General features: G+C 68.1%; 10 protein-coding genes. 3 read left to right on the forward strand and 7 right to left on the reverse strand.

All coding sequences use genetic code 11. From position 1 onward, the window contains the following. Positions 1-2: 2 nt before the first annotated feature. From ABRP34_RS17775 to ABRP34_RS17790, 4 genes are all read right to left on the reverse strand, one after another. On the reverse strand, positions 3-1,166 hold the full coding sequence (locus ABRP34_RS17775; RefSeq protein WP_003798536.1) for an ABC transporter ATP-binding protein: 1,164 nt from the start codon (positions 1,164-1,166) through the stop codon (positions 3-5). Continuing rightward, positions 1,163-2,755: an iron ABC transporter permease gene (locus ABRP34_RS17780; RefSeq protein ID WP_353711189.1), complete on the reverse strand. Its 1,593-nt coding sequence runs from the start codon at positions 2,753-2,755 to the stop codon at positions 1,163-1,165. Before ABRP34_RS17780 ends, ABRP34_RS17775 begins: the two co-directional genes overlap by 4 nt. Positions 2,756-2,759: 4 nt before the next feature. Continuing rightward, positions 2,760-3,806, reverse strand: a complete 1,047-nt coding sequence (locus ABRP34_RS17785; protein WP_353711190.1) for an iron ABC transporter substrate-binding protein — start codon at positions 3,804-3,806, stop codon at positions 2,760-2,762. A gap of 161 nt (positions 3,807-3,967) precedes the next feature. After that, the gene (locus ABRP34_RS17790; protein WP_353711191.1) at positions 3,968-5,227 is read right to left on the reverse strand and encodes a glycoside hydrolase family 76 protein; all 1,260 of its coding nucleotides are present in this window, start codon (positions 5,225-5,227) and stop codon (positions 3,968-3,970) included. Positions 5,228-5,399: 172 nt separating this feature from the next. On the opposite strand from ABRP34_RS17790, the gene ABRP34_RS17795 reads away from it, so the two are divergent. Beyond that, positions 5,400-6,218, forward strand: coding sequence for an SDR family NAD(P)-dependent oxidoreductase (locus tag ABRP34_RS17795; protein ID WP_353711192.1), 819 nt, complete (start codon positions 5,400-5,402; stop codon positions 6,216-6,218). 32 nt (positions 6,219-6,250) lie between these two features. Then, positions 6,251-7,465, forward strand: coding sequence for an acyl-CoA dehydrogenase family protein (locus ABRP34_RS17800; RefSeq protein ID WP_353713397.1), 1,215 nt, complete (start codon positions 6,251-6,253; stop codon positions 7,463-7,465). Positions 7,466-7,514: 49 nt separating this feature from the next. Here ABRP34_RS17800 and ABRP34_RS17805 read toward each other — a convergent pair whose 3' ends face one another. After that, the gene (locus ABRP34_RS17805; RefSeq protein ID WP_353711193.1) at positions 7,515-8,339 is read right to left on the reverse strand and encodes a DUF1684 domain-containing protein; all 825 of its coding nucleotides are present in this window, start codon (positions 8,337-8,339) and stop codon (positions 7,515-7,517) included. Between the two features lie 168 nt (positions 8,340-8,507). Here ABRP34_RS17805 and ppc point away from each other — a divergent pair, with 168 nt between their 5' ends. Beyond that, the gene (gene ppc, locus ABRP34_RS17810) at positions 8,508-11,318 is read left to right on the forward strand and encodes a phosphoenolpyruvate carboxylase (protein WP_353711194.1); all 2,811 of its coding nucleotides are present in this window, start codon (positions 8,508-8,510) and stop codon (positions 11,316-11,318) included. 170 nt (positions 11,319-11,488) lie between these two features. Here ppc and ABRP34_RS17815 read toward each other — a convergent pair whose 3' ends face one another. Both ABRP34_RS17815 and ABRP34_RS17820 read right to left on the reverse strand, forming a co-directional pair. After that, positions 11,489-12,247, reverse strand: coding sequence for an ABC transporter ATP-binding protein (locus ABRP34_RS17815; protein ID WP_353711195.1), 759 nt, complete (start codon positions 12,245-12,247; stop codon positions 11,489-11,491). After that, on the reverse strand, positions 12,240-13,286 hold the full coding sequence (locus tag ABRP34_RS17820) for an iron ABC transporter permease (protein WP_353711196.1): 1,047 nt from the start codon (positions 13,284-13,286) through the stop codon (positions 12,240-12,242). The genes ABRP34_RS17815 and ABRP34_RS17820 overlap by 8 nt, the downstream gene beginning before the upstream one ends. Between the last annotated feature and the right edge of the window lie 74 nt (positions 13,287-13,360).

The following is a 13,360-nucleotide window of genomic DNA, read 5'->3' on the forward strand; positions in this document are numbered from 1 at the left end:
AGTCAGTCCGACTCGAGCGGGAAGGCCACGGCTTCCCCCACCACGCGCAGGCACAGTTCCGTGCCGGGTTGCGCGATGGATGCGTTCCAGTGCCGGATGGTGATCACTTCACCGCCGCCGGGATAGCGGTGGTCGGGCATGGCACCGGCCAGCTTGGGCGGCACGGCGAGCTTGAGCCGCACGGTGGTTTCGGGGCCGAAGTAGTCGGTATCCACCACCACGCCGCGGATGGGACCGTCCTCGGCGATGCGGATCTGCTCCGGGCGCAGCATGAGCTGGACGCGGCCCTGCGCGGGCGGACGCCGGACCGGGATCCCGCCGAGCGAGCAGGTGGCCAGCGAGCCCTCCATCCACGCATCGAGGATCACCGCGTCGCCCAGGAACTCGGCCGTGGCGCGGTCCGCCGGCCGGGTGTACACAACGAACGGGTTGCCGATCTGTGCCAGCTTGCCGCCCCGCATGACCGCCACCTGGTCCGCGAAGGAGAGTGCCTCGGCCTGGTCGTGGGTGACGAGGATGGTGGTCACCCCGGCCTCGTTGAGGACCTTGGCCACCGCCCGCCGGGTGGCGACGCGCAGCCCGGCATCCAGGGCGGAGAAGGGCTCATCCAGCAGCATCAGTTCAGGCTCGCGGGCGAGGGCCCGGGCCAGGGCGACGCGCTGCTGCTGCCCGCCGGAAAGCTGGTGCGGCCGGCGCCTGGCCATGGCGGTGTCCAGTGACACCATCTCCAGGAGTTCGTTGACCCGCGCATTAACCGCGCGCCGGCCGCCGTCGAGCTTTGCGGCACTGAGCCCGAACGCTATGTTCTGCCCCACCGTCAGGTGCGGGAACAGGGCGCCGTCCTGCGCCACATAGCCGACGTGGCGCTTGTGCGCCGGCTTCCACACGCCGTCGCCCGCCACCGGGGATCCGTTCAGCGAGATGCTGCCGGTGGCGGGGTGTTCGAAGCCCGCAATCAGCCGAAGCAGGGTGGTCTTGCCCGACCCGGAGGGGCCCACGATCGCGGTGGTTCCGCCCTTGGCCACGGACAGGTTCACGCCCTTGAGGACGGCCTGCGAGCCGAAGTTCTTGGTGACGGCGTCGATCTCCAGGTGGCTGTTGGTGCTTGGCGCCACGGAGGGGGAGATCCGCGGTTCCGGAAGCCTGGACGGGGATTGTTCGGTCACTGTCCCGCTACTTTCTTGGACTGCTGGAAGAGCAAATAGGTCATGGGCGCCGAGATCACGATCATGAAGAGGGCGTACGGCGCCGCGCCGGCGTAGTCGATTTCGCTGCTCTTGCTCCAGAACTCGGTGGCGAGGGTCCTGGTCCCGTTGGGGGACAGGAGCAGCGTGGCGGTCAGTTCGTTGGCGATGGCCAGGAAGACGAGGGCGGCGCCGCCGGCCGCGGCGGGAGCCGTGAGCCGCAGTGTGACGCGGATGAACGACAGCAGCGGAGGGCTGCCGAGTGCCTGGGCCGCCTCGTCCAGCTCCTTGGGTGCCTGGGCCAGCCCCGCCCGGATGTTCACCAGGGCGCGCGGCAGGAACAGGAGGACGTAGGCGGCGATCAGGACGCCGGTGGTCTGGTAGACGCCCGGGACAAGCCGGATGCTGACGGTGACGAAGGCCAGGGCAACCACGATGCCCGGCAGCGAGCTGGTGACGTAGTTGGACAGTTCCAGGCCCTTGCTGAACCAGCTGGCGTGCCGGACGGCGAGGTAGGCCATGGGGAAGGCGACGACGGTGGTGGCCGCGGCGCCGGCCAGCCCGTAGAGGAGGGTCTGCAGCAGCGCGGGAACGAACTCGTCAGCGGCCCAGATTTCTGATCCGCCGGCAATGATCCAGCGCAGCACGAACAGCAGCGGCAGGCCGAAGGCAAGCAGGGTCAGGCCGAGCAGGGCCAGCTGGGCCGGCCACTGGTAGGCGTGCAGCGGCAGGCACAGTGCCTTGGCCTGTGCACCGGAACCGACCCGGGCGTACCGCGCGGTGCCTCGGCTGCGGACCTCGACGACCAGCAGGATGAGGCAGATGAACACCAGCACACTCGCGAGCATGTTCCCTGCCGTGCCGTTGAACGTGGACTGGTACTGCACCATGATCGCCGTCGTGAAGGTGTCGAAGCGGATCATGGCGAAGGCGCCGTACTCGGCCAGGAGGTGCAGCCCCACCAGCAGTCCGCCGCCGGTCATGGCGATCCGCAGCTGCGGCAGGACCACGCGGAAGAATGCCCGCCAGGCGCCCAGGCCGAGGGACGCAGCCGACTGCTCTACTGCGGGATCCAGCCGGCTCAGTGTCGCGGCAGCGGGAATGTAGACCAGCGGGAAGTAGGACAGGGTGGCGATGAGCACCCCGGAAAACAGGCCGTGCAGCGAGGGGACGGCGGAAACCCAGGCATAGCTGTTGACGAAGGCCGGGATGGCCAGGGGAGCGGCGAGCAGCACCGCCCACACCTTCTTTCCGCGAAGTGTGGTGCGCTCCACAAGCCATGCGCCGCCGACGCCCAGGATGAGGCAGAGGGGAACGGTGATCAGCATCAGGAGCACCGTGTTCAGCAACAGTTCGCCGACGCGGGGCCGGAAGACCAGTTCGAGGGCGGTGTCCCAGCCGGTGGCCGCGGTCATGTACACCACGTAAGCCAGCGGCAGGAGCGAAAACAGGGCGATCAGCACCGCCGCGACAGCTACCGCTGAAACGCCGAAAGGCGGGCGGGGGCGCTTGCCCCGGCCCGCCGACGTCGTGCTTCCGGATTCCTCCGCAGCCGATACTTGCGTGATCACAGAATTAGAGCAGTCCTGCCTTGGTCATCAGCTCGGTGACCTTCGCGGAGTTCAGCTTGGCCGGGTCCACGGTGGGGGCCTCAAGTTCCTTGACGGGAACGAGCTTTTCGTTGGCCGGGACGCCCGAAGCGATGGCGTACTCGAAGGAGGTGCCCTTCTGCAGGATTTCCTGGCCCTTCTTGCCGGTGATGAACTTCAGGAAGGCCTGGGCGTTCTCAGCGTTCTTCGAGGACTTCAGGACGCCGCCGCCTGAGACGGACAGGAAGGCGCCCGGGTCCTGGTTCTTGAAGTAGTACGGCGTGACGTTGTTGGAGTTCTCGCCGGTCTTCGCCTGGTCGCCGTAGTAGTAGTAGTGGTAGATCAGCGCTGCATTGACCTCGCCGGCGTTCACTGCCTTCATGGCGGTGTTGTTGCCCTTGTAGGCGGTGAAGTTTTCCTTCATGCCCTTCAGCCATTCCGCAGCAGCGGCTTCGCCCTTGAGCTCGACCAGGGCGGAGACGATGGCCTGGAAGTCGGCGCCGCTGGGGGAAGCGCCCCACTTGCCCTTCCACTCCGGCTTGGCCAGGTCAAGCATGGACTTGGGCAGCTTGTCCTCGGAGATCTTGTTCTTGTCGTACACCAGGACGGTGGAGCGGGCGGCAATGCCGGTCCACTTGCCTGTGGAGGGGCGGAACTCCGCCGGAACCTGGGCGATGGTGTCCTTGTTGACGTCGGCGAAGAGACCGGCATTCTCCACCTGCGCCATTGCGGGGGAGTTTTCGGTAAGGAAGACGTCCGCCGGGGAGGCCGCACCCTCCTGGACGATCTGGTTGGACATCTCGGTGTCCGAGCCCTGGCGCAGCGTGACCTTGATGCCCGTTTCCGTGGTGAAGGCGTCCGCCCACTCCTTGGTCAGGCTTTCATGCTGCGCATTGTAGACCGTGATCTCGCCCTTGGCGGGGTCAGCGGAGGGTGAGGCAGCGGGGGAGGTGCTGGAGCCGCAGGCCGAGAGGCCGAGGGCTGCGGTGGCGGCGATCGCGATGCCGGCCAGCGCGTTGATGCGGATCTTCATCGGGGTGCTTCTTTCTGCAAAGTCTCGTGGGCGAGGCCCTCGTGAGCTGGGGAAATTAGGTGAAGCTCACTCGAAAAACTGTAGGTTAGCCAAACCTAAGCACCAAGCGGGAAAGACCTTAAGTGATGAGGATCACATCAATTACGGCACTGTTGCGTGTCCTAATTTCCGGTTTCCTCGGTGCCCGCTGTCACGGACGCGGCCGCCACGCGCGCCGCGGCCTCCAGCGCCATCCAGGTCTGCAGCTGGGTGGACAGTTCGACGGCGGCACCCGGCGGGTAGGCGCCCATCGCCGGCCGCTTCGGTTCGAAAGAGAAGATGGGGTCCCCGGCCCGGCCGTGCCGGGCCAGCGGTTCGCCCGCCGCAATCGGCCGGCGGCCGGACCAGAGGGCACCGGCTGTGCCGGTGACCAGCCGGGCGGCGGTGGTCCGGACGTCCCGCGGCAGCCGTTGGTCGTTGGCGGCCAGCGCCAGGTAGCGGGTGAGGATCCCGGTGAACAGGCCGCCGTCGCCGGTACCGTCGCAGCGGAGGACCATGGGGTTGGCGGGGTTGGCGCTGGCAGCCGTGGCGGCCTCCGGCAGGGTGAGGTGTGTTGCCACCGCATGGACCACGGTTGCGGCGCGTTCCAGGTTGGCGTCGCCGCCGAGCTCCAGCAGGGCGCCCAGGACTGGCCCCTGGTTGTAGGTGTAGATGCCGTCCTCCAGTACGGTTTCCCCGGTGTCGCGGACCCGGATCCCGTCCAGGTAGAGCCCGCGGGCGGGGTCGAACAGCCGGGCATCCAGCCAGTCGAGCAGGGCCTGCGCCTTGGCGGTGTTGCCCGTGCGTGCGTAGTAGAGCGCAACCGGTGCCGTGGCGGGGGTGTTCTTGAAGTCCCGCTTGGTGCTCCAGAATGTGCCGCCGCCCAGGTCGTCGGTGGACGCCGAGTCGAACTGCAGTGTCAGGCTCTTGCGGATTCTCTCCTGCCGCCGGGGGCTGGGCCTGCGGCTCTCGTCGGCCAGCCGCTCCAGCCGGAGCGTGGACAGGGCCAGCCAGGCCATGTCGTCGTAGTAGTGGTTGACGAACGTCAGGAAATTCCGCAGCCGGATGCCGGTGACCAGCCTCGACGCGAGCTGGCCGGCGCTGGGGCGGGTATCGCCGTCGAACTTTTCCGGCGGGCGCCCCGCCCTCCCAAGTTCGCGAAAGCCCGCGTCCACCAGGCAGTCCAGATAATGCGCCTGCCACCAGTAGTGCCAGGGGCGGCGGAGGTTCTCGATGCGGCCGGACGGCCGGGCGGTGGCGGCGATGTGTGTCCCGGGCAGGAAGAACAACCGCTGGCCGAACAGGTGCGTAACCGACCGTGCAGCGTCGTCGGCCCGCTCTGCCCAGGCCGTCGCGGAGGTGGGGGCGGCATCCGGGGCGGCGTCAGCATCTGGCTGGGTCATGCGGCCAGCCTAGCGAACTGCCGGGCCGGCGGCCGTGCGGGAGGGGCGGGGCGGTCTGGTGCACCCAGCGCCGCGGGATGCATCCGCCGCTCATTTCAGTTAACATTCACTAACTAATGTTCGCGGCCGGGATCCGGATCCGCATCGACCGGTTCCGCATCAAGGAGGATGTATGGAAATCGAGGGTTCCGTCGCGCTCATCACGGGCGGTGCATCCGGCCTCGGCGCCGCCACGGCCCGGCGGCTGTTCGACGCCGGCGCTTCGGTAGTGCTCGCTGACCTCGGCTCCTCGGCCGGTGCCGCCTACGCCGACGAGCTGAACGCGGCCGGCCCGCAGAGCCTCGCGGGCCATCAGCCGGCAGCCCCCAAAGCGGTTTTCATTCCCGCGGACGTGACCAGCGAGGAGCAGGTGCAGGCCGCCGTCGATGCCGCCGTCGGGCTGGGACCGCTGCGGATCGTCGTGAACTGCGCCGGCATCGCCACGCCAGGCAAGGTCCTGGGGCGCGACGGTGTGCTGCCGCTGGAGACTTTCCAGCGCGTCATCCAGATCAACCTGGTGGGGACCTTCAACGTGGTCCGGCTGGCCGCCGCCGCGATGGCCGCCACCGAGCCTGCGGCGACCGAGCTCGGCGGGGAGGAACGCGGAGTCATCATCAACACCGCCTCGGTGGCCGCATTCGACGGGCAGATCGGCCAGCCTGCCTACGCCGCGTCCAAGGGCGGCGTGGCCGCCATGACCCTGCCGCTGGCCCGCGAGCTGGCCCGGTCCCTCATCCGTGTGGTGACGATCGCGCCCGGGATTTTCGAAACCCCGATGATGGCGGGACTGCCCCAGGATGCCCAGGAGTCACTGGGCCGGCAGGTGCCGCACCCGTCCCGTCTGGGCCGGCCCGCCGAGTACGCCAACCTCGCCGCGCACATCGTGGAGAACGCCATGCTCAACGGCGAGACCATCCGCCTCGACGGCGCCATCCGGATGGGCCCGAAGTGAGCGGCACCCAACTAAGCAGTCCCGGGGCCTCGATGCCCGCCGTCGACACCCTGCCCGCCGCCGACTTTTTCGGCTACGAGTCCCTGCTCAGCGCCGCCGAGCGGCGGAAGCTGGGCGAGCTGCGGGAGTTCCTGGCCGCGGAGATCGCGCCGTTCGCGGGGGACTGGTGGAACAAGGCCGAATTTCCGGCGCACATCCTCCCCAAGCTGGCCGCGCTGGAGCTGAGCACGCCGGCACAGCGCGGCTACAGCCATCTGTTCGCCGGGCTGGTGATCGCGGAGATGACGCGGGTGGACACCTCGATCGCCACGTTTTTCCTGGTCCACCACGACCTTTTCGTCGAGTCGCTCTACCGCTTCGGCTCCGAGGACCAGCGCAGCCGGTACCTCGACGACGCCTCGAACCTCAGGACGACGGGAGCCTTTGCGCTGACCGAACCGGATCACGGTTCCGACGTCGCCGGCGGCATGGAGACGCGGGCGCGCCGGATATCGGGCCGTACCGGAGAAGCCGACGCCGGCGGGGACAGCTGGGTGCTGAACGGCGCCAAGCGGTGGATCGGCAACGGGACGTTCTGCGACTTCATGCTGGTGTGGGCGCGGGATGAAGCCGACGGAGCGGTCCGCGGATTCATCGTGGACGCTTCGCTGCCGGGAGTGGGCCGGAGTCGGATCGAGAACAAGATCGCGCTGCGAACGGTGCAGAACGCGGACATCGTTTTCAAGGACGTCCGGGTTGCCGAGGCCGACCGCTTCGCCGGCATCGGCAGTTTCGATGACACCAATGAGCTGCTCCGCGGCTCACGCATCATGGTGGCGTGGCAGGCGGTGGGGCAGCAGCTGGCCGCGTTCGACGTCGCCCGGCAGTACGCCGTCGAACGCCAGCAGTTCGGCCGTCCGCTGGCGAGGTTCCAGCTCATCCAGCAGCAGCTGGTGTCCATGCTGGGCAACGCCATGGCGAGCATGGGCATGATGGTCCGGATCGCGCAGTTGCAGGAGCATTCGCAGTTGCAGGAACAGGGTGCCGGGATGGCGCAGGTGGCGCTGGCCAAGTCCTACACGTCGGCGAGGATGCGCGAAACCGTGGCGATGGGCCGGTCCATCCTGGGCGGCAACGGCATCGTCACGGAGTACCGGATGGCCAAGATCTTCGCCGACGCGGAAGCCATTTACACCTACGAGGGCTCGTACGAGATCAACACGCTGATCGTGGGCCGCGCCGTCACGGGCGTCTCCGCGATAACCTGACGCTTCCGCGGCTCGCGCTCACGGGTGGGGCTTAAGGGTCCGTGCGCGCTCAGTCGGCGAGGGCGGGCTGCTTCTCCCCGGCTTCGATCCGGGCGTCGAGGCTGTTGTTCTTTACCGGCATGGGGCAGGTGCCGTACGGCGTAAAGGCACTGGGATAGTTGATGGCGCGGTTGAAGTCCAGGACCACGGAGCCGTCCGGCCGGGGACGTGCGGTGGACACCTTGCGCCACTCGTCGGTCAATTCGCCGTTGGTTTCGTCGTGGAACGTGACCGTCAGGGCACCGAGCTTCTCTTCTTCAGCATGAAGCCGGTACTCGTGGTCCTTGCCGGGCAGCCGGAAGACCAGTTCCCCGACGCTGCGGTGAACCCCGTCCACCAGCGGGTTCGCGGTTGCAATCGGAACGTCCTCCGGCTCGGGGAACGCCTCAAACCGTGCTTCAACCACCAAGTCGGGCCGGTAATCGAAGGTGGGCACGCCGTCGAACCCGGTGAACACCGGCGACTTCGAATCGCGGGTGCGGACCGCATACCTGTCCGCGCGCACCGCCAGCTCCACCACTACCTGCTTGCCGTCCACGCCGCCGAACTGTACCCACATGAGCGACTCCTCGTTGGCGAGCACTGCCGTGATCGTCCCGTCCACCGGCTCCCCGGTTTCCACGAGCGTCAGCCCGTCGGACGCCGCGGCGGTGAGCGTCGCCGTCGTGCCGTCCGCTGACCACAGCCCGGGGACGAGGTCGACGGCGGCCGGCTCGCTTTCGAGCCACTGGAACGACGTGAGGGTGAGCCAGCCGTGGTCGGCCGCGAGGGCGGTATTGCGGCCTTTGCGGAAGCGGAGCCAGCGCTCCAGCTGGGCGTCTGCTGCGGTGCTCATGGGTCCTCCATACAGCGACCGGCGGTTCGGGTTCAAGGGCGCGACAACATCTGAGACATATTCCCGGCTCCGGCCTGCTGCGGGTAACATCCCATAGGAACAGTAACCCGGCTCACAGTATCCAGCGCAGTGTACGAGCCAAAGTCGAACACTCGAAAGATAGTTTCCATGGCTGACACTGCAATGAATTCAGAAACAGATCTCGCCGCCGAACTCCGCGCCGATGTGCGCCGCGTTTCAACCCTTCTGGGTGAATCGCTGGTCCGCCAGCACGGACCCGAACTCCTTGACCTCGTGGAGCAGGTGCGCCTGCTCACCAAGGAATCCAAGGAAGCCGCCCGGGGCGGCGCGCACGCCACGGGTCCGTGGAGCGCGCACGACGTCGTTGCCCAGGTCCGCGAGCTGCTCGCCTCCCTGCCGCTGGAGCAGGCGACCGACCTGGTCCGCGCCTTCGCCTTCTACTTCCACCTCGCCAACGCCGCCGAACAGGTCCACCGGGTCCGCCGGCTGCGCACCCGGCAGGAGAAGGACGGCTGGCTGGCCAAGGCCGTCGAGGACATCGCGGGGCAGGCCGGCCCGGCGGTGCTGCAGGAAGTCGTCAACGAACTGGATGTGCGGCCGATCTTCACTGCGCACCCCACCGAAGCCTCCCGCCGTTCCGTGCTGGACAAAATCCGCAAGCTCTCGGATGTCCTGGCCCAGCCCACCGAGGAGGGCACCAGCGCCCGGCGCCGGCAGGACCGCCAGCTGTCGGAGATGATCGACCAGATGTGGCAGACGGACGAGCTGCGCCAGGTCCGGCCAACTCCCGTGGACGAGGCCCGCAACGCCATCTATTACCTCAACAGCATCCTGACGGACGCGCTGCCGGAGATGCTCACCGATTTCTCGGAACTCCTCGGCGAGCACGGCGTTGCGCTGCCGGCCCACAACGCCCCGATCCGGTTTGGCTCCTGGATCGGCGGTGACCGCGACGGCAACCCGAACGTCACCGCGGCGGTGACCCATGAGATCCTGCAGCTCCAGAACCAGAACGCCGTGCGGATCAGCATCGCCATGATCGACGAGCTCATCTCGATCCTGTCTAACTCCACAGCCCTCGCGGGCGCCGACCAGGCGCTGCTCGATTCGATCGACGCCGACCTCGCGAAGCTGCCCGGACTGGACCGCCGCATCCTGGAACTCAACGCCCAGGAGCCCTACCGGCTGAAGCTGACCTGCATCAAGGCCAAGCTTATTAACACCGGCAAGAGGGTCGCCGCAGGCTCCGCTCACCAGCCCGGCCGCGACTACACGTCCACCGAGGAACTCATCTCCGAGCTGGAGCTCCTGGAACTCTCGCTGCGCAACCACTCGGCGTCCCTCGCCGCGGACGGCGCGCTGGCCCGTGTGCGCCGGGCCATCGCCTCCTTCGGTCTCCACCTCGCCACGCTCGACATCCGTGAGCACGCAGACCATCACCATGACGCCGTCGGGCAGCTCATGGACCGCCTCGGTGGTCCCGGCATCCGCTATGCCGAGCTGACCCGGGGCGAGCGCCTCGAGGTCCTGAGCGCGGAGCTCGCCTCCCGCCGTCCGCTGTCCGGCCACCCGATCAGGCTCGACGGCGCCGCTGACGGAACGTACGACGTCTTCCGGGAGATCCGCCGTGCCCTGCGCACGTACGGCCCGGACGTCATTGAGACCTACATCATCTCCATGACCCGCGGCGCCGACGACGTCCTGGCCGCAGCGGTGCTGGCGCGCGAGGCCGGCCTGGTCAGCCTCTTCGGCGATGCGCCGTACGCCAAGATCGGCTTCGCGCCGCTGCTGGAAACGGTTGAGGAGCTGCGGGCCTCGGCGGAAATTGTGGACGAGCTGCTGTCCGACCCGTCCTACCGCGAACTGGTCCGGCTGCGCGGGGACGTCCAGGAAGTCATGCTCGGCTACTCGGACTCCAACAAGGAATCCGGCGTGATGACCAGCCAGTGGGAAATCCACAAGACCCAGCGCAAGCTGCGCGACATCGCCGCCAAGCACGGCGTCCGGGTGCGCCTGTTCCACGGCCGCGGCGGTTCCGTGGGCCGCGGCGGCGGACCCACCTACGACGCCATCATGGCGCAGCCCAACGGCGTCCTCGAGGGTGAAATCAAGTTCACCGAACAGGGCGAGGTCATCTCGGACAAGTATTCCCTCCCGGAACTTGCCCGTGAAAACCTGGAGCTGTCTCTGGCGGCCGTGCTGCAGGGGTCCGCGCTGCACCGCACGCCGCGCACGTCCGATGACCAGCGCGAGCGGTTCGGGCACGTCATGGAGTCGATCTCCGATGCCGCTTTTGCCCGCTACCGCAGCCTTATCGACCACCTGGACCTGCCCGCGTACTTCCTGGCCTCGACGCCGGTGGAGCAGCTCGGTTCGCTGAACATCGGCTCCCGCCCGTCGAAGCGCCCGGACTCCGGTGCTGGGCTGGGCGGACTGCGCGCCATCCCATGGGTGTTCGGCTGGACCCAGTCGCGGCAGATCGTGCCGGGCTGGTTCGGCGTCGGCTCCGGGCTGAAGGCGGCACGTGAAGCAGGCAACTCGGCCCAGCTCGTGGAGATGATGCACGGCTGGCACTTCTTCCGCTCGGTGCTCTCCAACGTGGAGATGACCCTGGCCAAGACGGACATGGAGATCGCGGGTTACTACGTTGACACCCTGGTCCCGGCGGAACTGCACCACCTTTTCCGCGCCATCCGTGACGAGTACGAACTCACCGTCGCCGAGATCCAGAACCTCACCGGCGAGACCGTGCTCCTGGATGCCCAGCCCACGCTCAAGCGGTCGCTGGAAATCCGCGACCAGTACCTCGACCCGATCAGCTACCTCCAGGTGGAACTGCTCCGCCGCGTGCGTGCAGAGGGTGCCAGCATTTCCGGCGGCGAGATCGACGAGCGCCTGCAGCGGGCCATGCTCATTACCGTCAACGGCGTAGCAGCCGGCCTCCGCAACACCGGGTAGCCCGCCCGGGGGCCGGACGCGTCCTCACTTTTGGTCGCCTCATTCCAAACGCTTCCTCACGTTTGGTCGAGTTTTTCCAAACGCTTCCTCACTCGTTGGGGAAGCGTTCGGCGTGAGCCGACGGGATCTGAGGGAGCGTTGGTGGAATTGGTGCGAAAAGTGAGGGAGCGTCAACTGCCGTAGTGCACCACGATGGTCCGGCGGGGCGTGCTGCTGGGGAAGCCATCGCCGTCGTCGGAGTAGGCCACGGTGCTCACGCGCACACCGTAGAGGGCTGACAGCTGGGCGTCGGTGAGGAGTTCCGCTGCCGGGCCGGTCCGCACACCGGAGCGGCCCAGCAGGACCACGCGGTCGGCCAGGTGCAGGGCGTGGTCGGGATGGTGGGTGCTCAGGAGCAGGGCCATTCCGTCCGCCATCAGTTCACGCAACAGCGTCAGGACGCGGGCCTGGTTCTTGAGGTCCAGACCGGTGGCGGGCTCGTCCAGCACCAGGACCGGCGAGCCGGCAGCAATGGCCCGGGCGATCAGGATCAATTGCTGCTCGCCGCCGCTGAGGGTGGGGAAACGCCGGTCCCGCAGCCCAGCCGCGCCTACCCGTTCCATCGCCTCCAGCGCTGCCTCATGGTCGGAAGGCCCGGGTGTCCGGAACACTCCAACGTGCCGGGCGCGCCCCATCAGGACCATGTCCAGTGCCCGGTAGGCAAAGGCGCTGCCGTGCGCCTGCGGGACGTAGCCGGCGCTTTCGCTGAGCCGGACCGTTCCCTCCTGCGGGTCCAGCAGTCCCGCGGCACAGCGCACCAGCGTGGTCTTGCCGCTGCCGTTCGGGCCCAGCACGGCGGTGGCGGTTCCCGGCGGCACGCGGAAGCTGACGCCGCGGAACACCCAGTCCCTGGGCGAATAACCGAAACCCACGCCGTCGAGTTCAAGCACTGTCCCAGACCTTCTCGCGGTTCCGGCGCAGGAGCAGGAAAAACACGGGTGCGCCGATCAGGGCCGTAAGGACGCCCAGCGGGATCTCGCCTGCGGTGGCTGTACGGGCGATGGTGTCCACCAGGACGATGTAGGCGCCACCCAGCAGGAAGGACACGGGCAGGAGGACACGGTGGTCCGGGCCCACCCACATCCGGGCAAGGTGGGGGATCACCAGGCCAACCCAGCTGACGGCGCCGCTGACCGCCACAGCCCCTGCCACGATCAGCGCCACGGACACGAGCACCACCCACCGGAGCGGACGCGGCCGCACCCCCAGCGCCGCCGCGTCCTCGTCGCCGAGTGACAGCACGTTGATCCGCCAGCGCAGGGCCACAAGGACGGCGGCTCCACCGAGGACCGGGATGAGGGCCACCGCGACTTTGGTGAAGGTGGCTGTGGACACGCTGCCGAGCAGCCAGAAGACGATGGCGGGCAGCGTGGTGTTGGGGTCGGCGATGTAGGTCACCAGGGCAACCAGGGCGGAGAAGAAGGACCCCGTCACCACGCCGCCGAGCACGATCATGAGCATCGGCGTCCCTGCACGGCCCGAGGTGATCAGGAACAGGGTTCCGAGGGCCAGCAGGCCGCAGGCAAAGGAGCCTCCCACCAGGAGGAACGGACCCAAGCCGAGCAGCAGCGCCAAAGCACCGCCGAAGGATGCGCCGGCGGAGACACCGATGATTTCGGGGCTGACCAGGGGGTTGCGGAATATGGCCTGCAGCGCGGCGCCGCCGATGGCCAGGCCCCCGCCCACCAGAAGAGCGAGCAGTACCCGGGGCAGCCGGACCAGCAGCACCACATTTTGTTCGGTGGCGCTGGCCTGGACCGGGACCGGCGCGATTTGTGCGGTCAGGATCTGGACCACGTGGTCCAGCGGCACGCTGTAGCGCCCCACCGCCAGTGCCAGCACCGCCACGACGGCCAGGAAGCAGGCAGTAAGGGCAACGGGAACGACGACGGCGGGTTCCCGCCGTCGTGCCGTCGCCTTTCGGTCCACCGCCCCGGCCGGGGCAGAAGCCGGGCCAGCCCGGGGCAGTGCTGGCCGCACCCGCTTCCGCAACCGTGGAGCGC

Source organism: Arthrobacter sp. K5, assembly GCF_040448525.1.
GTDB lineage: Bacteria > Actinomycetota > Actinomycetes > Actinomycetales > Micrococcaceae > Arthrobacter > Arthrobacter globiformis.